General features: G+C 73.1%; 19 protein-coding genes and 5 tRNA genes. 10 read left to right on the top strand and 14 right to left on the bottom strand.

The genetic code is table 11. The annotated features are described in order from the left end of the window. The 3 genes from E1165_RS20925 to bioB all read right to left on the bottom strand — a co-directional run. Positions 1–270, bottom strand: a 270-nt coding sequence (locus tag E1165_RS20925; RefSeq protein ID WP_243704898.1) for a GNAT family N-acetyltransferase, incomplete at its 3' end; no start/stop codon positions are given. Between the two features lie 21 nt (positions 271–291). Further along, the gene (locus tag E1165_RS20920; RefSeq protein WP_132393480.1) at positions 292–525 is read right to left on the bottom strand and encodes a hypothetical protein; all 234 of its coding nucleotides are present in this window, start codon (positions 523–525) and stop codon (positions 292–294) included. An 8-nt stretch (positions 526–533) separates the two neighbouring features. Further along, the gene (gene bioB / locus E1165_RS20915; RefSeq protein ID WP_132393479.1) at positions 534–1,529 is read right to left on the bottom strand and encodes a biotin synthase BioB; all 996 of its coding nucleotides are present in this window, start codon (positions 1,527–1,529) and stop codon (positions 534–536) included. 240 nt (positions 1,530–1,769) lie between these two features. Between bioB and E1165_RS20910 the strand changes: the two genes are divergently transcribed. The 4 genes from E1165_RS20910 to E1165_RS20895 are packed head-to-tail and all read left to right on the top strand — an operon-like array spanning position 1,770 to position 5,930. Next, positions 1,770–2,906, top strand: coding sequence for an 8-amino-7-oxononanoate synthase (locus E1165_RS20910; protein ID WP_132393478.1), 1,137 nt, complete (start codon positions 1,770–1,772; stop codon positions 2,904–2,906). A gap of 49 nt (positions 2,907–2,955) precedes the next feature. Beyond that, on the top strand, positions 2,956–3,660 hold the full coding sequence (gene bioD, locus E1165_RS20905) for a dethiobiotin synthase (RefSeq protein ID WP_132393484.1): 705 nt from the start codon (positions 2,956–2,958) through the stop codon (positions 3,658–3,660). A 54-nt stretch (positions 3,661–3,714) separates the two neighbouring features. Continuing rightward, the gene (locus tag E1165_RS20900) at positions 3,715–5,271 is read left to right on the top strand and encodes a sensor histidine kinase (protein WP_132393477.1); all 1,557 of its coding nucleotides are present in this window, start codon (positions 3,715–3,717) and stop codon (positions 5,269–5,271) included. After that, entirely contained in the window at positions 5,268–5,930 is a 663-nt protein-coding gene (locus tag E1165_RS20895) for a response regulator transcription factor (protein ID WP_132393476.1), read from the top strand. The genes E1165_RS20900 and E1165_RS20895 overlap by 4 nt, the downstream gene beginning before the upstream one ends. 59 nt (positions 5,931–5,989) lie before the next feature. On the opposite strand, the gene E1165_RS20890 is transcribed toward E1165_RS20895, so the two are convergent. The 3 genes from E1165_RS20890 to E1165_RS20880 all read right to left on the bottom strand — a co-directional run bounded on the left by E1165_RS20890 (position 5,990) and on the right by E1165_RS20880 (position 8,608). Next, the gene (locus E1165_RS20890; protein ID WP_243704897.1) at positions 5,990–6,664 is read right to left on the bottom strand and encodes an ABC transporter permease subunit; all 675 of its coding nucleotides are present in this window, start codon (positions 6,662–6,664) and stop codon (positions 5,990–5,992) included. 99 nt (positions 6,665–6,763) lie between these two features. Continuing rightward, the gene (locus tag E1165_RS20885; protein ID WP_132393475.1) at positions 6,764–7,927 is read right to left on the bottom strand and encodes a cytochrome P450; all 1,164 of its coding nucleotides are present in this window, start codon (positions 7,925–7,927) and stop codon (positions 6,764–6,766) included. A 9-nt stretch (positions 7,928–7,936) separates the two neighbouring features. Further along, positions 7,937–8,608, bottom strand: coding sequence for a methyltransferase (locus tag E1165_RS20880; RefSeq protein ID WP_132393474.1), 672 nt, complete (start codon positions 8,606–8,608; stop codon positions 7,937–7,939). Between the two features lie 178 nt (positions 8,609–8,786). Between E1165_RS20880 and E1165_RS20875 the strand changes: the two genes are divergently transcribed. Then, positions 8,787–9,620, top strand: a complete 834-nt coding sequence (locus E1165_RS20875) for a hypothetical protein (RefSeq protein WP_243704896.1) — start codon at positions 8,787–8,789, stop codon at positions 9,618–9,620. 46 nt (positions 9,621–9,666) lie between these two features. Here the strand turns inward: E1165_RS20875 and E1165_RS20870 are convergent, their stop codons facing one another. From E1165_RS20870 to E1165_RS20860, 3 genes are all read right to left on the bottom strand, one after another. Then, positions 9,667–12,600 carry a M36 family metallopeptidase gene (locus E1165_RS20870; RefSeq protein ID WP_207916983.1) on the bottom strand — a complete coding sequence of 978 codons (2,934 nt, stop codon included), beginning with the start codon at positions 12,598–12,600 and terminating at the stop codon, positions 9,667–9,669. A 144-nt stretch (positions 12,601–12,744) separates the two neighbouring features. Continuing rightward, entirely contained in the window at positions 12,745–13,326 is a 582-nt protein-coding gene (locus E1165_RS20865; protein ID WP_132393472.1) for a TIGR03086 family metal-binding protein, read from the bottom strand. 91 nt (positions 13,327–13,417) lie between these two features. After that, on the bottom strand, positions 13,418–14,020 hold the full coding sequence (locus tag E1165_RS20860) for a TetR/AcrR family transcriptional regulator (RefSeq protein ID WP_132393471.1): 603 nt from the start codon (positions 14,018–14,020) through the stop codon (positions 13,418–13,420). A gap of 291 nt (positions 14,021–14,311) precedes the next feature. Between E1165_RS20860 and E1165_RS20855 the strand changes: the two genes are divergently transcribed. From E1165_RS20855 to E1165_RS20845, 3 genes are all read left to right on the top strand, one after another. After that, positions 14,312–14,384: transfer RNA gene (locus tag E1165_RS20855), tRNA-Gly, on the top strand. Between the two features lie 34 nt (positions 14,385–14,418). Continuing rightward, positions 14,419–14,489, top strand: a tRNA-Cys gene (locus tag E1165_RS20850). Positions 14,490–14,502: 13 nt separating this feature from the next. Then, positions 14,503–14,574: transfer RNA gene (locus E1165_RS20845), tRNA-Val, on the top strand. A 119-nt stretch (positions 14,575–14,693) separates the two neighbouring features. Here E1165_RS20845 and E1165_RS20840 read toward each other — a convergent pair. Then, positions 14,694–15,110 carry a DUF6458 family protein gene (locus E1165_RS20840; protein ID WP_243704899.1) on the bottom strand — a complete coding sequence of 139 codons (417 nt, stop codon included), beginning with the start codon at positions 15,108–15,110 and terminating at the stop codon, positions 14,694–14,696. Between E1165_RS20840 and E1165_RS20835 the strand changes: the two genes are divergently transcribed. After that, a tRNA-Gly gene (locus E1165_RS20835) sits at positions 15,084–15,156 on the top strand. The two genes, E1165_RS20840 and E1165_RS20835, sit on opposite strands and share 27 nt — an antisense overlap. Before the next feature lie 10 nt (positions 15,157–15,166). Further along, positions 15,167–15,241 (top strand) — tRNA-Val (locus E1165_RS20830). A 253-nt stretch (positions 15,242–15,494) separates the two neighbouring features. Here E1165_RS20830 and E1165_RS20825 read toward each other — a convergent pair. Genes E1165_RS20825 through E1165_RS20810 form a run of 4 tightly spaced genes read right to left on the bottom strand, consistent with a single transcriptional unit; the run spans position 15,495 to position 20,231 of the window. Then, positions 15,495–17,249: a glycosyltransferase family 2 protein gene (locus tag E1165_RS20825; RefSeq protein WP_132393469.1), complete on the bottom strand. Its 1,755-nt coding sequence runs from the start codon at positions 17,247–17,249 to the stop codon at positions 15,495–15,497. Beyond that, complete coding sequence (locus tag E1165_RS20820) at positions 17,246–17,899, bottom strand: PIG-L deacetylase family protein (protein WP_132393468.1); 654 nt, start codon at positions 17,897–17,899, stop codon at positions 17,246–17,248. The genes E1165_RS20825 and E1165_RS20820 overlap by 4 nt, the downstream gene beginning before the upstream one ends. After that, positions 17,896–18,645 carry an NTP transferase domain-containing protein gene (locus E1165_RS20815; RefSeq protein WP_243704895.1) on the bottom strand — a complete coding sequence of 250 codons (750 nt, stop codon included), beginning with the start codon at positions 18,643–18,645 and terminating at the stop codon, positions 17,896–17,898. Before E1165_RS20815 ends, E1165_RS20820 begins: the two co-directional genes overlap by 4 nt. Then, on the bottom strand, positions 18,642–20,231 hold the full coding sequence (locus E1165_RS20810; RefSeq protein WP_256370686.1) for an FAD/NAD(P)-binding protein: 1,590 nt from the start codon (positions 20,229–20,231) through the stop codon (positions 18,642–18,644). Before E1165_RS20810 ends, E1165_RS20815 begins: the two co-directional genes overlap by 4 nt. Positions 20,232–20,912 lie beyond the last annotated feature (681 nt).

The following is a 20,912-nucleotide window of genomic DNA, read 5'->3' as shown; positions in this document are numbered from 1 at the left end:
ACCCAGCCCCACCCCGCGCACTTCGGGATCGAGGAAGAGGTCCATCCCGGCGTGCCGGTACTCCGGGTCGGGTTCGGCGTACCACTGGATCGCGCCGACCACCCGGCCGTCGTGCTCGATCGCGTACACGGTCAGATCGTCGTCGGCCAGATCGGCGCGGACCGCTGCAACCAGGTCGTCGCCGCCGCGCCACCAGCGGCGCACCTCCGGGGCGGCCCGGATCGCGGCCAGGGCGGGCACGTCCGCGTCCGTCGCCGGCCGCAACGTCACCGATCTTCCCCGCAACACGGCTCAGCCCCGGATCTCACCGTGCTCGACGCAGGCCGCCGACCAGCCGACCGGCAACACCTGCACCTTCATCCGGCGCCGGCAACGGACGCAGTACCGCGGCGGCTCCAGGACGCGGGCCGCCGCGCACGCGGAGTGCGAACCGGTGGCCGCCTCCGCCCCGCACCGGTCGCACCAGCGTGGCGCGCCTTCACCGGCGCGGTCCGCCGGTGCCACGGGTTCGACAAGCTCGGTCACCGTCGGCCTCACAGGGTGGCGGAGAGCGCCTTGACCGGCATCTTCAGGTCGTCGAGCAGCTTCAGGTCGTCGGTCGCCGGCCGGCCCAGGGTGGTCAGGTAGTTGCCGACGATGACGGCGTTGATGCCGCCCAGCAGACCGTCGCGGGTGCCCAGGTCCCCGAGGGTGATCTCCCGGCCGCCCGCGTACCGCAGGATGGTGCGCGGCATGGCCAGCCGGAACGCGGCGATCGCGCGCAGCGCGTCCTTGCCCTCCACCACCGGGCGGTCACCGAGCGGGGTGCCCGGACGCGGGTTGAGGAAGTTCAGCGGCACCTCGTGCGGGTCCAGTTCGGCCAGCTGCGCGGCGAACTCGGCGCGCTGCTCCACCGTCTCGCCCAGACCGAGGATGCCGCCGCAGCAGACCTCCATGCCGGACTCACGGACCATCCGCAGCGTCTCCCACCGCTCCTCCCACGAGTGCGTGGTGACCACGTTCGGGAAGTAGGAGCGGCAGGTCTCCAGGTTGTGGTTGTAGCGGTGCACGCCCATGTCGACCAACTCGTCGACCTGCTCCTGGGTGAGCATGCCCAGCGACGCGGCGACCTGGATGTCGACCTCCGCCTTGATGGCGGCGACCCCCTCGCGCATCTGCTTCATCAGCCGGGCGTCCGGGCCGCGTACGGCGGCCACGATGCAGAACTCGGTCGCCCCCGTCTTCGCGGTCTGCTTCGCCGCCTCGACCAGGGAGGGGATGTCCAGCCAGACCGACCGCACGGGCGAGCTGAACAGCCCCGACTGCGAGCAGAAGTGGCAGTCCTCCGGGCAGCCGCCGGTCTTCAGCGACACGATGCCCTCGACCTCGACCTCCGGGCCGCACCAGCGCATCCGCACCTCGTGGGCGAGCTGGAGAGCGGCGGGAAGATGCTCGTCGGGCAGGCTGAGCACGGCGAGGACACCGGCCTCGTCGAGGCCGACGCCGTTGCCCAGTACCTGGGTACGGGCCTGGTCGAGGATGTCTGGCATGGCTCGTACCCTACAAGGCCGCCACGGGCCGGAGAAACGGCCGAACCGGCGCGGCGACCACGTCCGACCGGGCCCGACGCCGTCGCCCGCCGCCCCGGCGACCGGCGACCCGGCGCTGTGCGGCGGCCCATGCCACGCCGGGCGCGGCGGCCCCGGGTGGTAACTTCGCCCGGCGGGCGCGCCGCCGGATGCCCGACGCGCCCGGACGAAAGCCCTGCGTGGGGGAGGGAGGCGGAGACGGTGGCGGACTGGCTGGCGGCGCTCGACCGGCGGGCCGACCTGCGCGCCAAGGCCGGGCTGACCCGCGTGCTGCGCCCCCGGCCAGCCGGCGACGCGGTGGTCGACCTCGCCGGCAACGACTACCTCGGCCTGGCCACCCACCCCGAGGTCACCGCCGCCGCCGCACGGGCACTGTCGGCGTACGGGCTGGGAGCCACCGGGTCGCGGCTGGTCCGCGGCTCCACCGACGTCCACCACGCCCTGGAGGACGCCCTCGCCGACTGGCTCGGCGCCGACCGCGCGCTGGTCTTCTCCTCCGGCTACCTGGCCAACGTCGCCGCCGTCCGGGGCCTCACGCAGCCGCGTACGCTGCTGGTCTCCGACGCCCACAACCACGCCTCGCTGGTCGACGGCTGCCGGATCTCCGGCGCCGAGACCGTGATCACCGCGCATGCCGACGTCGACGCGGTGGCCGCCGCACTCGCCGCCGCGCCGGGCCGCCCCGCCGTGGTGGTGACCGAGTCGGTCTTCTCCGTCGACGGTGACCTCGCCCCCCTGGCCACGCTGCACGCCGTCGCCCGCCGGCACGGCGCGCTGTTGCTGGTCGACGACGCGCACGCGCTCGGGGTGACCGGGCCGGGCGGTGCGGGTGGGGTGGCCGCGGCCGGCCTCACCGGCGAACCCGACGTGGTGGTCACCGCCACCCTCTCCAAGGCGCTCGGCGGCGCGGGCGGGGTGGTGGCCGGGCCGGCCGAGTTCGTCCGGCACCTGGTGGAGACCGGCCGGACGTTCATCTTCGACACCGCGCTGCCCCCGGCGGTCGCGGCTGGCGTGCACGCCGCGGTGACGTTGGCCCGGGCTGGCGACGACCTGCGCGCGGAGCTGGCCGACCGGGCCGCGCTGGCGGTCCGCCGGCTGGCCACGGCCGGGCTGACCGTCTCCGCCCCCGACGCGGCCGTGGTGTCGGTGGCCGCCCCCGGCCCGCAGGCCGCCACGACCTGGGCGGCCGACTGCCGTGACCGGGGTGTCGCGGTCGGCTGCTTCCGCCCGCCGTCCACCCCGGACAGCCGCTCCCGGCTGCGGCTCACCATCTCCGCCGGGGTGTCCCGGGCCGACTTCGCGCGCGCCCTGGACGTCGTCGTGGAGTGCGCGCCGTGAGCACCACGGGGCCGGAGGTGCGGCCGTGACCACACCGTGGAAGGGCGTGGTGCTGGTCACCGGCACCGACACGGGGGTCGGCAAGACGATCGTGACGGCCGCGATCACGGCCGCCGCGCAGGCCGCCGGGATGCGGGTCGCGGTGGTCAAGCCCGGCCAGACCGGTACGGCCACCGGGGAACCCGGTGACGTCGACGTGGTGACCCGGCTGGCCGCCCCGCTGGCCGGGCGCACCCTGGCCGGCTACCCGGACCCGCTGGCCCCGCTCGCCGCGGCCCGGGTCGCCGAGCTGGAGCCGCTGGAGCTCTACACCGCCGTCGACGCCGTCCGGGAGGAGGCCGACAAGCACGACCTGGTGCTGGTCGAGGGGGCCGGCGGGCTCCTCGTGCCGATGGGGCTGCGCCCCTCCGGCGAGCCGTGGACCGTCGCCGACCTGGCCGTCTCCCTCGGCGCCCCGGCCGTGGTGGTGACCCGCGCCGGGCTCGGCACCCTCAACCACACCGCGCTCACCCTCGAGGCGCTGGAGCGGCGGGCGATTCCCGCCGGGGTGGTGGTCGGCGCGTGGCCGGCCGAGCCGGAACTGGTGCACTGGGCCAACCTGACCGAGCTGGTGCCGAACCTGCTCGGCGCGCTGCCGGCCGGCGCGGGGGCGATGGATCCGGGGGTGTTCCGGCGGTCCGCCCCGGGCTGGCTGACCCCGGCGCTGTACGGCGTGCTCGACGACTGGCGTGCCTGGGCCGAGGACGCCGACTAGGCCGGTGACCTTCGTCGGTGCCCGTCCCGCACCCGGGTCGGTAGCCTTCGCGACGTGCGGAAACTGCGAGATCGGCGACGGTGGGCCGGCGACGCGCTGCTCTGGGTGGTGCTCGCCGCGCCGGCGGCGTACGCCCGCTTGACGCCGCCGCACGAACGGCACGCAGTGCCGCTGCTGGCCGGTTCGCTGTTGCTGCTCGCGGCGGCGGTCACGGTGGGCCGCCGACTGCCGCTGCTGGCCGTGCTGCTGGTGCTGCTCGGCTCGGTCGTCGACGGCAACTTCGTCTTCGCGCTGCTGGCCTTCAGCTACCTCGCCGGCCGGCGAGGTGAGCGGGCGGCGCCCGCCGCCGCCCTGTACGCCGGGGTCCCCATCGCCGGCACGGTGCTGCACCTGGCGGTGCTGGACACCGGCACGGCGACCTGGTTCCTGCTGAGCTGCGTGTGGCTCGGCGCCGGGGTGTTCCCGTGGCTGGTCGGCCGGTACCGGCGGCAGCAGCAGGCGCTGGTGCTGGCCGGCTGGGAGCACGCCGAGGCGGTGGAACGCGAGCAGCAGGGCGCCGCGGAGCACGTCCGGTTGCGGGAACGGGCCCGCATCGCCCAGGACATGCACGACACGCTGGGCCACGAGCTGAGCCTCATCGCGCTGCGCGCGGCGGCTCTGGAACTGGCCGGCGACCTCGACCAGCGGCACCGGGCGGCGGCGGGGGAGCTGCGGGCCAGCGTGGCCACCGCCACCGAACGGCTGCACCGGATCATCGGCATGCTCCGCGAGACAGACGCCCCGGCCTCCACCCGACCGGCGGGGGAGAGCATCGCCGACCTGGTGGACGGCGCGCGGGAGGCAGGCATGTCGGTGCGGGCCCGGTTGATCCCCGACGTGGCGGTGCTGCCGGAGCTGGCCGCGCAGACCGCGCACCGGGTGATCCGCGAGGCGCTCACCAACGCCGCCCGCTACGCCCCCGGCGCCCCGGTCACGGTCACCCTCGCCGCCACCGGCGACCAGGTCGAGGTGCGGGTGGTCAACGCGACGCCGCCGGCCGGCCCGCTGCCCGGTCCGCCGTCGCACGGCTCCGGCCTGCTCGCCATCGGTGAACGGGTACGCCTCGTCGGTGGCGTCCTGACGGCCGGCCCCACCGCCGACGGCGGCTTCGCCGTCGCCGCGCGGCTGCCGCTGACCGAGCCGGCGGGTGGCGCGGAGCCGGGGGTGGCGGCCGGGACGGGGCCGGGCGGCGCGGCGCGTCCTGCCGGCTTTCCGACCGTGGCCCGGCAGCGGCTGCGGGACGGCCGGCGGGACGTGCGGCGCAGCCTGCTCACCGCGCTCGGCGCGCCGTTCGCCGTGGCGCTGCTGCTCTCCCTCGTCTACTACCCGAGCGCCACCGCCGGCTCGGTGCTCGACCAGGCCTCGTTCGACCGGATGCGGATCGGTATGCCCCGCGCCGAACTGGCCGGGCTGCCCCGGCGTCAGGTCGCGCCGCCCGCCGGCGAGCCCGCGCCGCCGGCCGAGGTGACCTGTGAGTACTACACCGACGGGAACTTCCCGCTCGCCCAGCCCACCTGGCGGCTCTGCTTCGCCGACGGACGCCTCACGAGCAAAGGACGGACCACCACGTGAACGCCGATCCACCGGTGACGGTGCTGCTCGCCGACGACGAGGCGATGATCAGAGCCGGGGTGCGGGCCATCCTCGCCGCCGACCCGGGCATCGAGGTGGTCGCCGAGGCCGGTGACGGCCGCGTGGCGGTCGAGGCCGCCCGGACGTACCGGCCCCGGGTCGCGCTGCTGGACATCCGCATGCCGAAGCTGGACGGTCTCGCCGCCGCCGCCGAGATTCGCCGTCTGGTGCCGGCGACCGCCACCGTCATGCTCACCACGTTCGGCGAGGACGAGCACGTGGCCCGGGCGCTCGGCCACGGGGCCAGCGGATTCCTGCTCAAGGCCGGTGACCCGCGGGAGCTGATCACCGGGGTGCGGGCGGTCGCCGACGGCGGGGCGTACCTGTCACCCCAGGTGGCCCGCCGGGTGATCGAGCTCAGCGGCGGCCGGATGGCCCGGGTGCCGGCGGCCCGGGACCGGACCGCCGGGCTCACGGAACGGGAACGGGAGGTGCTCGGCCTGGTCGGCGCGGGGCTGTCCAACGCCGAGATCGCCCGCCGGCTCTTCCTCACCGAGGGCACCGTCAAGGGATACCTGACCAGCATCTTCACCCGGCTCGACGTGCGCAACCGGGTGCAGGCGGCGATCATCGCGTACGAGGCGGGGCTCACTTCCTGATGTCCCGACCGGCCCGCGTCGGGCGGCCACCCGCTCCCGGGCGGCCGCCCTCGCGGGGGTCAGGCGTCGCGGCGGCGCAGGGCGGCGCGACCGAGCGCCAACGCGGCGGCGGCCCAGCCGGCGAGGAGCGCCAGCCCCACCAACGGCGGGTACGGGTCGGTGTCCCCGGCCATGAAGTGCCCGCCGGCCACGCCGGGGAAGGCGTCGGAGACCCGGGTCAGCACCGTGATCCCGGGTTCCCGCAACGACAGCGGGACGATCATCAGCACGGCGAAGAGGAGGGTGAGCACCGCACTGCGCAGCACCGCCCCCAAACCGGGCGCGAGCACCCCCACCAGTGCCAGGTACGTCGCGGCCGCCAGCACGTCACCGACGGTCCCGGCGAGCGGGACGCGCCCCCACTCGCCGAGCAGCGGCCACGCGGAGAGCGTCCCGACCACGCCGAGAAGCAGCCCGGAGGCGAAGGTCACCGTGCCGGCCACCACCGCCTTGGCGAGCAGCATCCGCCCCCGTGACGGGGTGCACTGCAAGGTGCCGCGGATGGTGCCGGTGGTGTACTCGCTGGTGATCGCGAGCAGGCCGAGGGCGAGCACGGCGTACTGGGTGAGCTCCATCGCGTCGATGAGGACGCTGCCCACGGTCACCCGGCCCCGGTCGTCGACCGGGTCGTCGTTGGTGTTGGCGTTGTCGGCGTAGATGGCCAGCTGGGCCGAGCCGGCGGCGGTCAGCAGCACCCCGGCCAGCAGCGTCCACCAGGTGGTACGGACCGACCAGAGTCGGGTTCACTCGGCCGCCACCGCTCCCGGCAGGCCACCTGGCGTACCTTCGTCAGGTCAGCCCCTTCGGATCACGAACGCGTCCGGCATCCGGAAGGTGAGGTTGTCCGGGCACCAGGGCGGGCGTACCACCGTCACCCCGTCGAGCAGCGGCGCCGCCTCGGCCACCACCACCGCCGCCTCCATCCGGGCCAGCTGCGCGCCGACGCAGCGGTGCGCGCCCGCGCCGAAGGCCAGGTGCCGGCGCGATCCGCGCTGCCCGGGATCGAACCGTGCCGGCGCGGCCACCACCTCCGGATCCCGTCCGGCGCGGGCCAGCCAGAGCACGACACTGGTGCCCGCCGCGACGGCCGTCCCACCCAGCGTGGCGTCCACCGCGGCCACCCGCCGCCAGGTCACAATCGGCGGTTCCAGCCGCAGCCCCTCCTCGACCACGTCCGCCGCCGCCACCGTGCCGCCGCGCAGCCCGGCGCGCACCGCCGGCTCGGCGGTGAGTCGGTGCAGCAGCAGAGTCAAAAACTGCGAGGTGGTCTCCTGACCGGCGACCAGCAGGAAGAACAGCGCGCCGACCACCACGTCGGGGGAGTGCCCGGCGGCGCGTAGCGCGGCGGCCAACCCACCGCCGGTGGCGGCGAACTCCCGCAGCACGGTGTGGAAGCGGCCCACCTGGGTGGCGAGGGTGAGCTGCCGGTCGGCGTCCAGCGGCGCCCAGAACAGCTCCAACGCCGCCCGGGCGAAGTCCTTCACCGCGTCGACCGGCGCGTCGGGCAACTCGACGAGCCGGGCCAGCACCAGCAGCGGCAGGTCGGCGGCGAGCCCGGCGTACAGGTCGACCGGCTCCCCGGCGTCGAGGGCGGCGGCGAGCCGGTCCACCCGCCGCCGGACGAGCGCGGTCAGCCACGGCTGCTGCGCGGCGACCCGGTCCGGGTGCAGCGCCTCGGCCACCAGCGCCCGGATCCCCGGGTGGCTGGCCGAGGAGTTGTTCGCCAGGGTCGGCGGCAGCCGGAACCGGTGCCCGGCGAGCACCCGCAGCGCGGCCACCGGCACCGGGGTCACCGCGTCCAGGGCGTTGTCCGGCCGCCAGGTCACCGGGTCGGCGAGCACCTGCCGGACCAGCGCGTGCCGGGTGACCACCACATGGTCGACCCCGACGTGGTCGGCGACGACGGCCACGTCCGGCCACCGCCCGTCGACGGACTCCCCCCAGCCCCGGAACAGCACGCCGTCACGCTAACGGGTGGCCCCCGGCGGGGTCGGGTCCAGCTCCCACACGGTGGCGCGCTTCACCCGTACGCTCTCCAGCGCCTCCGGCACCGGCACGTCGTACGCGGCCAGTTCCCGGAACCGTTCGCGGGGCAGGAACGCCCGCCCCGGATCGCCGACCAGCACCCGCGCCCCGCCGGAACGGGCGGCCCGGAGCAGGAAACGCAGCATCCGCCTGGCCATCGCCTCGCTGTAGAAGACGTCCCCGGCGAGCACCACCTCGGCGTCCCCGGCGTCGGAGTCGAGGATGTCGCCCAGCTCCACGTCGACGCGTACCCCGTTGGCCTCGGCGTTGAGCGCGACGGCGGCCACCGCCCGTTCGTCGATCTCCACGGCGCGTACCGAGGCGGCGCCGGCCCGCGCGGCGGCGATGGCGACCAGACCGGAGCCGGCGGCCAGGTCGAGCACCCGACGGCCGGCGACCAGCTCCGGGTGGTCGGTGACGTGGCGGGCCAGTCCCTGCCCGCCGGCCCAGGCGAAGGCCCAGAACGGGGGTGGCTGGGCACTGCGGAACTCCCCCTCGGTCAGTTCCCAGAGCCCGATGGGCTCGTCGGCCTGGTGCAGCCGTACCTCGGGGACGAAGGCCACCGGGGCGAGGCGGGCGTGCAGCCGGACGAAGGCCGCGGAGAGGTCGGACACCAGGTGATTGTCCTCCCACCGCTCCCCCGGCGTGTCGCGGGTCGGTGGTGACCGGTTCACCACCGACCGTGATAACCGTCCCCGTACTTCACGCTCCGTGCGAACACGCCCGTCTACCGGCTTCCCCCGACCCCTCATAGCGTGGCGGTTGGACGGGACCGACGTGAGGAGGGTGACGGTGGCGAGCGTGTGGCGCAACGCGATGCGGGTCGGGGTGGTGCTGGCCTGTCTGTCGGGGACAGTGCTGGCGGCTCCCCAGCCGTCATCCGCGGCGGCCGGTTTCGCCACCGTGATGAGCGGCCTGCCCGACGAGTTCGTCGCCGACGGCGAGGTGCGGACGCTCTCCGCCGTGGTGTCCCGCACCGACGGCGGCGGCTGCCTGAAGGTCCGCTGGTCGATGGTGCTGACCGTGAGCGGGCTGCGGCTCAACCAGGTGAAGATGGACCGGGTGGAGGAGAACGGCGCCTTCCCGCTGGACATCCGCACCGAGGGGTCGGTGGCCCGGCTGACCGACCGGCAACTCGACCCGGGCACCCTCTGCGCCAACCAGACGGTCACCGCCCGCTACCGGGTCGCCTTCGACGAGTCGGTCAGCGAGGGTCGGATCACCCTGGCCGCCGAGGCGTACGACCCGGACCTGCGCCTGCTCGCCCGACAGAGCGCCACCCGTACCGTGATCGGCCCCGGCTTCGGCGCGACGCCCACCGTCGCGCCCACCCCGACCGAGTCGGCGGTCGAGCCGACCGAGTCGGCGGTGGTCGACGAGCCGGCCGGGGCGGTCAGCGAACCGGCGGCGGCCCAGGTGCCCCCCGCCGCGGGTCGGCCGACGTCCGGCACCCCGGCCGGCGGCTTCGGGGTGGTGCAGGCGGCCTTCCTCCTCGGTGGACTGCTGCTCTTCCTCGGCGTCGGGCTGCTGCTGCGACTGCGGCAGTTGACCCGCACGGCCAACGCCGAGGACGCTGACAGCAGGCCGTTCGAACGGCCGCGCCGCTGGACGCCGGCGCGGCGCTGATCGGGGGCCGCCGGGGCCGGGTGGTTCACCCGGCCCCGGCGGACTGTCATCCGGAGAACACCTGGAACTCGGCGACCCGCACCTGCTCGCGCGCCGGGCTGGCGGTCGCGCAGTCGGTGCTCGTCGCTGGGTCGTCGTCCTGCTCGCCCGCGTACGCCGGGCCGCCGGTGCACTGGCTGGCCAGGATCTCCAGCCGCACGTGCGTGGCGACGGTGGCGGGCACCCGGAACGAGCGCAGGTTGACGTCCCGGGTGTACGCCCGGTAGCTACCCCCCGGGAAGGCGTCGGCGGCGCTGGTGTAGATCCGCGTCCAGCGGCCGGGGTCGGCGCAGTCGGTGGTCCTGGCGTTGCAGGTCCAGACCGCGAAGGACCGCACCGCGCTCAGCGCGTTCTGTCCGCCCGCGTCGGCGTCGCCGCTGATCGCCGGGCGGAGCATGCCGCTGACGTTGACCCGGCCGACCACCCGCGGAGCGCCCCCGGGCAGCGTCACGGTGACCTGCTTGCCGGCGACCCCGTTCAGGGAGGCCCAGTTGGTGGCCTCGGTGTCGTCGCCGATCCGGTCCAGGTTCACCCCGTCGCCGGTGATCACCGCTCCCGAGGCGGTGGACGCCAGGTTGCGGCTCAGCCGCAGGTCGACGTAGCCCTGGTGGCCCTCCCGGGCGACCACGCTGAGCCGTTGGTGGCCGAAGCCGGGCGCCACCGCGAGCAACTGGTACGCGCCGGGCACCGCCTCGAAGGTGTCCGGCAGCGGGGTGGCCGGGTCGGTGTCGGCGATCGGCGTGGCGCGGGCCTCGTAGTCGCCGACGTAGAGCCGGATCGGCGCGCCGGCGCTGTCACCCCTGGCCCGCAGGGTCAGGGTGGCGTTGCCGCCGGTCGGGCTGGCGAAGCTCGGCGTCGGGTCGGTGTCGCCCGCGCCGTTGGTGGCGGCGTCCCGGCCCATCCCGGAGCGCGCGAACTCGGTCCAGATCAGCTCCTGGTTGGCCCCGCCGAACCGCAGCCGGTCCGCGGTGAGCAGGTTGTCCCGCATGTCGAGCATGCTGACCTGGCTGGCGGCCTGGAGCAGGAACGAGTCGAAGACCAGCTGCACCCAGCGCCGGTTGCCGGGGCACCGGTCGGCGGTCACCGTGCCTCGCGCGCAGTCGAGCTGGCGCTGCGGGGTGCCCAGGCCGTACCGCTTCACCATCGCCGCGCGGATGCGGAAGTTGGTGGCGCTCCAGATCTCCCCGTCGGCGTGCACACCCGGGCCGGAGGTGTTGTAGCCGACGTCGGAGTAGTTGAGCGGGCTGCGGCTGAAGTCGTGGTTGCGGATGCCGCTGACCAGGTTGCCGGTGACGTAGCCGCCGGTGATCCACGGCGTCTCGCCCGGGGCGCGCAGGCCGTGCTCGTAGAGGTACTCGGCGGCGAGCAGGTCGCTCCACGACTCGCCCATCGCCCCGCCCTGGTGCCCGCCAATGCCGCTGTCCGGTCCGGCGATCATCCGGTTGGTGATGGCGTGGGTGTACTCGTGCCCGATCACCGTCATGTCGTAGTCGCCGTCCACGCACGGCGGGTACGGGCCGCCGGCCTGCGGCTGCCACAGGTACATGTTGGTGGTCGGCGGCAGGCCGTCGCGCGGGGTGCCCTGGTTGGCGTTGTTCCGGTTGCCGGTGAGAGCCCCCTGCTGGGCGCGGCCCTGTTCGGCGTCGCCGCCGAGGCCGGCCCCGCCCAGGTTGACCGCCTGCAGGTTCCAGGTGGCCTCCGTGAAGCCGAGGTGCCAGGCCCAGTCGTGCATCCGGTTGTGCATGGCGAAGAGGTTGGCGATGGCGGCGTCGGCGTCGTTGCGCCGGGCGGAGGCGAAGACCTCCGGGTTGCAGCGGGCCTGGCGCCACTGGTCGGTGAACGGGTACTCGTAGCGCCGCTGCGGACTGGCCGTGGCGGGCAGCATCGGGTTGCCGGCGCCCCAGGACACCACCGTGTTGGCCGAGTTGCCGCGGGAGGTCCCGGTCGGCGTCGCGGTGGCCAGGTCGACGTCCCAGTGCTTTCCGCTGGCCGGGTCGGTGAAGGCGGCGGCGCAGTCCGGGGCGGGCTCACCGCACCAGCGCACCCGTTGGTCCTGCCCGGCGGGGTCGCCGGGCGGGGCGGCCGGGTAGACCGCCCAGCTCGGGTTCTCCGAGTCGTAGTCGACCAGGTCCTCGCGGACCAGCACCTGGCCGGTGATCCCGTCGACGTAGGTGGTGTACGCCGCGGGAAGGTTCGTGCTCGCGCCGATCAGGGTCACCTCGTACGCGGCGCGGTTGCCGTCGTGTGGGGTGGGCACGGCGACCGGGCGGACGCTGTGCCGGGCCACCGCGTCGGCGTGCAGGCCGGCGTCGGTGAGCGCGGCGGCGTACGCCTGCTCGCCGGTGAGGGTGGCGGGGGCCGGCGCCGAGGCGTCCCGGGCCAGCGAGGAGCTGACCGAGATCACCGAGCCGTCGACGACCGCCACGGTGACCAGGCCGTCGTGGCCGGCGGGCAGGTCGCCGAAGCGCTGGCGGAGGGTGACCACCGCTCCCTTGCCGACCGGGTGGACCAGCACCCGGTCCATCGCGGCGACGGCGTCGGCGTCCAGGCCGAACAGGTCCTGGTGGTCGGTGAGGTAGCGCCGGGCGGCGGCCTCCGGGTCGGCGGGCAGGCCGGTGGCGAGGGGGTTCCGGGCCGGTCCGAGGGCGTGCGGGGTGCCGAGGCGGTTCCACCGCACGTCCGGGTCGAGCCGCCGGGCGATTCCGCGCTGCCGGGCGTCGGGCGCGGCGGTGCCGGTGCGGTTGTCGACGTCGGCGGCGGGGTGGCTGTCGTCGGCGAACGAGCCGGAGGGGCCCGGTGCCGCCGCCGGCGCGTCGCCCGGCGCCGCCGTGGCGGTGCCGCCACTGGAGAGCAGGGCGGCGACCAGACCGACGGTCGCCAGTACGGGGACGAGCCGGCGTCGGGGCCGGCTCGTCGGGGGTGTCCACTCCGGTATGGGCACGTGACCTCCTCGTGGGAGCGGTGCCGGCGCGGCGCCGGCCCGGGGGCGTGCGCGGTTACGCATGCGCATCTGTGGATACCAGGCGGGTGGGGTGGGGGCAAGGTCAACGTGACGTTCGGTGCCGCCGGCCTCACCCGGCTCGCTCTACCGGGGCGGCACCCAGTCCGGGTCGCGGCCGAAGGCGGCGATCAGCCGGTCCTGCGCGTTGACGTCCGCCGGCACCGGCCGGCCCGGCAAGGTCGGGTCACCCGTGCGGTGTTCGCCGGCCTGGCGGGCGAGCCAGCGGGCGCAGACAGCGACCGCGTCGGCGTCCAGGCGCGGGTTCGCGCCGATCGCCACCGCCAGGTCCCATCCGTGTACGAGGTGCTCGGCGACGAGCTGGTGGAGGTACTCGCCGGCCACCGTGTCGCCGGCGCGGTGGCGCACGATGCCGTCCAGCGCCCCGGGGCGGGTCGCGGCCACCTCGGCCTGGGACGCCGCCTGCCGGGCCGCCCCGACCGGGTCGTCGCCGAGCTGGTCGCCGTCGAAGCGGTCGCCGACCTCGGCGGCGGTACGGCCGGCCAGCGGCGGCACGGTCCACCGGTCCTCGGCGACCACGTGGTTGACGAGCGCACGGACGTCCCAGTCCGGGCAGGGCGTCGGGTCCGCCCACTGTGCGGGGGCCACCTGCTCCACCCGGTCGATGAACTCGGCCAGGCTCCGCCGAAAGGTCTCGAGCAGGTCCACGCCCCGATTCTCGTGGGGGTATGTCCCGCCCCGGGTGGTTTCGCGGCACCCGGGCCGTGAAGGCTCTCGCCGTGTGGTGGGCCGTGCCGGGTCAGTCGAGTTGGGCCGGGTCGAGGCCCAGCTCGCGGGCGGCGACCAGCCGGATCCACTCGCTGGCCTGGCGGCGGGTGATCACCCGGTCGTGCACGGCCAGCTGCACCGCCAGGCCGTCCATCACCGCGTTGATCCGCCAGGCCGCGCCGGCCGGGTCGGCGCACTCGAAGGTGCCGTCGGCCACCCCGGCGGCGATGATCGCGGCGAGGTCCTGCCGCCAGCGCAGGTCGAGCCGGCGGCAGACCTTCTCCAGTTCCGGGGTGCGCAGCGACTCCGCCCAGCCGTCGATCCACATGGACCACGAGGTCGAGCGGCCGGCGGGGGTGTAGAGGCGCAGGATCCGGCGCAGCTTGGCCAGCGGCGTGGCGGAGGAGCGCACCACCGCGTCCAGTCGGGCCAGATCCTGTTCCACCGCGTACGCGAAGGCCTGCGCGAGCAGGCGTTCCTTGGTGGCGAAGTGGTAGAAGACCAGGGCCTGGCTGACCCCGGCGGCCTGCGCCACGTCGGCCGTCCGGGTGTTGGCGAGCCCGCGTTCGACGATCACGTCACACGCCGTGCGCAGCAGGGAATCCAGGCGGACATCGGCAGCACGTCTCGTCACGCCGGTCACGGTAACCCATCGGGATGACCACGGCGTGTCACCGCCGCCGGTCGGTCGCGTTGCCGTCAGTCGGAAGCCGGACAGCCGTCGCCGGCCGCGTCGCCCCGTCTCGGCCCGGGTCCGACCTGTTCCCGGCGTCCCGTTTGGCCTCCGAACGCCTGCCACCCAGGCTCCTAGGAAGCTTTAGGGAAGGTGGAGGGCTCCGGGCGCGCCGGAACACCGCCCCGATTTGGCAACTGTTCGACGCCTCGGCTAAAGTTTCCATCCGTCACCGGGGAACGCCGGAGACACGCGGACGTAGCGCAGCTGGTAGCGCATCACCTTGCCAAGGTGAGGGTCGCGGGTTCGAATCCCGTCGTCCGCTCGGAGATGCCGCCACGCATGACGGGGGCAACCTCGGTGGGGTGGCCGAGAGGCGAGGCAACGGCCTGCAAAGCCGTGTACGCGGGTTCAAATCCCGTCCCCACCTCGGTAAAGAGCACGGGCGATTGGCGCAGTGGGAGCGCGCTTCCTTGACACGGAAGAGGTCACTGGTTCAAACCCAGTATCGCCCACCGGTGACGAAGGGTCGGTCCGCAGAGGACCGGCCCTTCGTCGTTCCGCAGGCCGGGATCATCGGGGCGGGCGGACGCGCCGCACCCGTCGGTAGGTCGCATGACTCCCGGCGTGCGGGCTACAGCGGCGGCGCGACGTCCCGGCGCTCCTCGACCCGCCGGTACTCCACCGGCTGGTCGGTGGTCACCACCGTACGACGACGGCCCCAGACCAGCGTGGTCATGATCAGGCCGAGTGCGCCGGCCGCCATCAGGATCCAGCCCACGACGTCGAGGTTCACTCCGCCGATGCTCGCGTTCAGGGCGAAGGTCAGGATCGCGCCGACCGCTAGGAGGAAGATGCTCGTTCCGATACCCACGACAGCCTCCTTCAGGGGATGTGGTGTGCTGTCGAGCGGAGTCAGTACCCCGTCGTCCACCAGCGCAATCACCGTCCGGGTGGGGGCGGCGCAGAGGCGATCTTGGCGTCGGGTAGAGTTCTCCCCGTCACCGGGGAACGCCGGAGACACGCGGACGTAGCGCAGCTGGTAGCGCATCACCTTGCCAAGGTGAGGGTCGCGGGTTCGAATCCCGTCGTCCGCTCTCGACCCACGGGCGATTGGCGCAGTGGGAGCGCGCTTCCTTGACACGGAAGAGGTCACTGGTTCAAACCCAGTATCGCCCACCAGGAACGCGTACCCGGACGCGGTCTGCGAAGGCGGTGAAACCGCTGGGCAGGCCGCGTCTGTGGGTGGTTCGCACCAGCCCCGCTTGCACGTGCCATCGGGACCAAGCCCGGGGGAGCCGTCGCCGGGCTTCGGCTGCGGACGCCCGCGACCTGACCGGACCGACAGTCCAGCGTCAGCATCGTCATGGACTGTGCGAGCGGTCCGCACGATGGCTTGCGCCGTGTGCGCCGGACGCGGGTCCCCGCGGCGTTGTCAGGTGGCGGTTGCGGTCTCGGGTTCGAGGCTTTCTGGCTTGCCTGGTTCGTAGGTGAATACGCGGGTCTGTACCCAGCCGGGTCGGCGGCCGGGTCGGATACGGGAGGTTTTCACGGGCCGGTCGACCATGATGCCTGAGGGCATGACGTACCGGCCGTCGTAGAAGCCCATGACGTAGCGGTACCTGTCCTCACCGGTGAGTGTGTGGTACGCGGGTGGTGGCGCGTGCCGTCCGCGGTGCTCGTAACGGATGAGCGGGATCAGGAACCACAGCAGGAAGAACTCGTTCATGGCGATGAAGACGGTGGCCAGCAGCACGGCGGTGGACCGGTTGCCGGCGAGGATGAGTGCGAGGCCGTAGCCGCCGGTGGCGAGCATCGCTGTCGCGAGCAGCCACAGGTACCAGCGGACCCAGGTGCGTTCGGTGCGTTTGCCGGTCTTGCGGGAGGACACGAACTCGCGTCGTACCTTGAACAAGCCGGCCATGCCCATGCTCATGCCGGGGTGGTTGGCGTACAGGTATGCCTCGTTGTGGATGAAGTGCATGGCGCCGCGGCTGTAGATCCAGCCCAATGCGGCGGAGTAGGTGGAGAAGCCCAGTGAGACCACGATGAACCAGGCGACGTTGATGTGGATCGGTACGGCGAAGGTGAGCAGGCACAGCATGGGGGCGAAGGTGAACGCGGCGCGCAGCGGGCCCTGGGCGTGGGTGATGATCGAGTTGAAGTAGTTGATTCGCTGCATGAGCGTCAGGCCGGGGATCCGCAGCGGCGAGTCGGCAGAGCGGAAGCCGATGGTCGCGGCTCCTGCGGCCCAGCGGCGGCGCTGGTTGTAGAACTCCTTGAAGCTGGGTGCTTCCATCCCGTAGGCGACGGGCTCGTTGGTGTAGACGCTGCTCCAGCCCTTGGCGTGGATGCGCAGTGAGGTGTGGATGTCCTCGGTGACGGTGCCGGTGGCGAACCCGCCGATGCTGTCGAGCGCCGCGCGGCGCATGACCGCGCAGCTACCGACGAAGCACGCCGCGTTCCAGCGGTTCTTGCTCGGCTGGATCACCTGGTAGAACATGGTCTGCTCGCTCCAGCCGGCGCGGATGCGCCGGAAGGTGCGGAACACGAACGAGTCGTGGTTGTAGTAGGTCTGCGGGCCCTGCACGAACGCCACGGTCGGGTCGTCGAACCAGCCCATGACCCGTTGCAGGATCTCCGGCCGGACTATGTAGTCGGCGTCCAGGTGCAGCAGGAACGCTGCGTCGCTGTGGGCTAGTCCGGTGTTGAGGTTGCCTGCCTTGGCGTGCTCGTTGGAGCCGCGGGGCAGGTAGCGTACGCGCAGGCGTTCGCAGACGGCGCGTACCTCCGGTCGTTCGAAGTTCGCCAGCACGATCACCTCGCGGATGCCGTGTACCTTGAGCGCGGCGATCACGGTGCATTCGATGACGTCAGCCGGTTCGAGGTGGGTCGGGATGAGGCAGTCGACGACCCATCTCGTCAGGTCGGTCGGCCGGTGGATCGGCATGTGGATCTGCTGGGCGGTGCCCAGGAACAACGCAGCGAGCATGATCGCGAACAGTTCGGATGCCAGCAGCAGCGGACCGGACCAGTTGGCCCAGTTGGTGGCGTAGATGCGCCACGGCACGTAGGGGACGGCGATGGCGACCCAGGCCCAGAACAGCCAGGGCATCCACCACGGCTCGGGAAGCCGCTCATACTCGACCCGGTACGGCGCCTCGCTCGCGGCGCTAGCCGTGGCGGTCACCGCTGCGCCTCCGTGCGTCGCGACGACAGGCGCAGGACGGCCTTGTCGCAGGTGTAGGCCTCGGCGTAGCGGGTGCGGCACTCCATGCCGCGCAGCCGGGCCAGACCCAGGAACACCTCGTCGTCGAACCTTTGCTTCTGCGACGGGAAGGCCTGGTTGAGCAGTTCGACCTTGCGCCGGGCGGTGGACTCGTCCATCGGCAGGTAGAGGTTGCGGCGGCTGAGGTCGCCGTCGTACTTCGGGATCTCGTAGTGGAGGATGAGCGCGTCGCGGAAACAGGTCGGGACCAGTTCGGCGATCAGCCGGTGGTCCTGGTGCGCGTCGTCGCGTGCCGGGGCCAGCACCAGCACCGCCCCGTCCAGGCCACGTGCCGCGTCCTCGAGGATCTGCTTGACCTGCGAGGTGTGCGCGGGCAGCCGCCCGTCCGGCAGGTCGTGCAGCCAGTGGCTCACGGCGGCGTGTGCGAGGAAGCCTTCCGTGGCGGCATGCGCCTCGGCGTGCCGCTGCGGCGTTCCCGTACACACCACATACCGCACGGGCACGCCCGCGGGCAGGTTCAGCAGCAGGCCACCGGCGCCGATCTCGATGTCGTCGGGATGCGCGCCGATCGCCACGACCTGCCCGGCCTGCGCGAGCTCGAACGGTGTCATTGAGCCACCGCCGCGGGCTCGGCCTGCGACTCCCACACCATCCACGGACGTCGGCCCTGCCGGTAGGCGTAGTCGAGTTCGATGCGGTCCTTGGCCGTGTCGACGCCGCGGAAGAACCCGCGGTGCCGGTGGGCGAGCACCCTGCCGTGGGCCGCGAGCCGGTTGAGCGCGTGCGGCACCAGATCCTGCCCAGGCCGCAACTCGTCGAAGATTTGCTGTCGCATGACGAAGTACCCTCCGTTCTCCCAGTGATGCAGTACTCCCGCGTCATCGACGCGCGAGACCATGCCGTCTGGACCCATCTGGATGACGTGATGCGACGACGAGGGCCGGACCGCCAGCAGGCCCACCGCCGCGTCGCCGCGGCGAAAGGCCTCCACCATGGCCGAGAGCGGTGCGTCGGTGAGCGTGTCGGCGTAGTTGGCCAGGAACACGTCCTCGCCGCGGACGTGCTCGGCTACCTGCATCAGGCGTTCGCCGATGCTGGCCTGCAGGCCGGTGTCGACCATGGTGATGTTCCAGCCTCGGCCGCCTGCGCGACCGAAGTAGTCGGTGAGCTCGTCAGCTCCGTGGCCCAGGCACAGAATGAATTCGGTGTGCCCGTAGTGCGCGTAGTAGCGCATCACATGCCACAGCAGCGGCCTGCCGCCGATCGTCACCATGGGCTTGGGCACGACCATGCCGTCGCCGCGCATGCGCAGGCCTTGGCCGCCGCAGAAGAGCACCACCTTCATCGAGCCGCTCACCGGCGCTCGCCGATGCCGACCGTATCCTGCGTGAGCAGGTCGAACAGGCCTGCCGCCACGCGCGCGGCGAGCACGTGGATGCGTGCGACGTTCTTCAACGACCAGATGTGGTCGTCGCCCTGGCTGGTGCCGGCCAGCAGCGGCCCCATTACGAACAGGCCCGGCGCGGCCTGTAGGTGCTCGTCGACGACGAGCCCTCGCCGGCTGCGGTTGGGCCGGGCCAGGCCGCTCGCCACCATGTCACGCACCAGCGGGTTGATGGTCTGCCCCACGTCGGCGAACCCGCGGCAGTCGAACACCGCCGTCGCCGTCAGCCTGGCCCCGTCGGACAGGCGCACGGCCAGTTCGCCGGAGGACGCCGGGTCGATGCCGGCCACCCGGGCGCGGACGAGCCTCAGCCGCCCGGACGCGGCCAGCCGGGCGGCCGCGGACGCGTACGGTGGGGATGTGTGGCGCATCAAGCGCTGGTAGTCCGCGTAGTGGACGTCGACGAAGCGGCGTTTCTGCGCCGGGGTCAGGAGCCGGAACGAGGCGGTGAACTCGGCAGCCACGGCGCGTTCAACGTCGACGATCGTGTATGCCTGGGCCCGGCTACGTTCCACGTCGGCCCGTAGTGCGTCGACCAGCCGCGCCGACGTGAGCTCACCAGCACCGTCACGCCGAAGCCCCATGAGCGACCGGCAGGTGAACGGGGCGTCCGGGCCGGTGGGCTGCCCGTCGGGCAGGCGGCCGCTCGTCGACACCACCATCACCTCATCCAGCACCTGCGCCACCGCCGGACTGGCCGCGACAACAGCTATCACCTCGGACGCCGCCGCCGCCGAACCGAGCACCACCATCCGGCGGCAGCCGACCGGGCGCCCGGCCAGCAACCGCGCCATGGCCGCATCGCTGTCGGGCCGGCCGCAGGCGCGCCCGTGCGTGTAGTAGCCCGGATGGGCGCCCACCCCCGGCGGTGCCCCGGTATCCAGGCAACCCGGCGCCAACACGATGAGATCAGCTGTCAGGGGCTCGGCGATGCCCGACACGGCCACCCGGAAACTGTGCCCGGCGTCAGGTAGCACGGACCGTGCCTCGCCCCTCACGACGCGCACCACGACCCCGCAGGCGGTTAGTCGGCGCGCGGTGCGCTCGAACCGGTCCCGCATGAAGTCGCCGAACACCCGACGCGGCAGGAAGAGGTGCCCGAACCGACCGAGATCCAGGTCCGTACGGTGCTCAGCCAACCAGGTCCGCACCCGCGGATCGGTGTCGTCGGCCAACCGGCCGACCCACCGCGTCTGGTGCTCGTGCAACCAGGCGGTGAACCCGATCCCCGTGGCGTCGATCGTGGCGACGCTGTCGTTGAGCAGCAACGCCTGCGGAATCCCGATCCCGAACCCGTCGCCGCCCCCGGTCTCGCCCGTCCGGTCGACCAAGGTCACCTCGACGGCCGTGGTGCGCCCATGCCGCGCGGCGGCCAGCTGCTCGGCGAGGTGTGCCAGGACAGAAACCCCGGACGGCCCCCCGCCGATGACGACCAGACGCGTCCGGAGTCGATCGCGTCCGTAGCCCGACTCCCCAGGCACTGTCGACCCGTGCGCCATTCTGACGCCGCCATCCATTCCGATCACGTTGTGGAAACGCTCCCAACGAGCACCACGCTAATGCAGATCGTTCTCCCGGTACCGCTGATCTCAACCAGTGGGCGGCCTCCTCGAGCCCTCTCCGGCAGCCCTCTACGTCCGGACCACCGCAGGTCGACACAGACCGCCAACGCAGGTCGGGCCCGGGTTTACGACTCACGAGCCGCTACCTGCCGTCGATGAGTTCGTCCACCACATCGAACATGTGACGGATGCGCGGTGGGTGCATCGCCCTGCCGACACGTAGCGCCATGCAGTTTCGAGCCGTACGACGGTGCGGCGCTTGGCGCGCTTGAGATAAAGCAGCAGCAACCGCCCGAAGAGCGAAGCATCCGGAATGACGCGTAGGCCCAAGGATGCGCTGCCGGTCAAGCTGTCTCACTCGAAGGAAGCTCGGGTCGTTGCGGCCGTAGAGCCACGGACCCCGTCCGGCCGGTGCCGTCTGCGGCACCGGCATTGCCCGGGCCGTTGTCCGACCTCGCCGCTGCGGAGCGCTTCTACGTCGACGGCCTAGGTGTTCTGCCCATGGACGTTGGTGACAGGGCTGGGATCTTGAAATAGGTGAGGACCTCCGGGTGAGGTGGAGCTTGTCGAAGGTTCCACACCGTCTCGGAGGTCCTCGTGCCACACGCTAACGCACCC

It is taken from the genome of Micromonospora sp. KC723 (genome assembly GCF_004348595.1).
In the GTDB taxonomy this organism is placed as follows: Bacteria; Actinomycetota; Actinomycetes; order Mycobacteriales; family Micromonosporaceae; genus Micromonospora.
Note: the sequence above shows the minus strand (reverse complement) of the source record. Positions and strands in the feature narration are given on the sequence as shown.

Excerpts from the sequence above, each read along its gene's own strand:
- bioB (WP_132393479.1), bottom strand. The coding sequence starts at position 1,529 with ATGCCAGACATCCTCGACCAGGCCCGTACCCAGGTACTGGGCAACGGC.
- E1165_RS20820 (WP_132393468.1), bottom strand. The coding sequence starts at position 17,899 with ATGACACCGTTCGAGCTCGCGCAGGCCGGGCAGGTCGTGGCGATCGGC.
- E1165_RS20810 (WP_256370686.1), bottom strand. The coding sequence starts at position 20,231 with ATGGCGCACGGGTCGACAGTGCCTGGGGAGTCGGGCTACGGACGCGAT.
- E1165_RS20840 (WP_243704899.1), bottom strand. The coding sequence starts at position 15,110 with ATGCGCTACCAGCTGCGCTACGTCCGCGTGTCTCCGGCGTTCCCCGGT.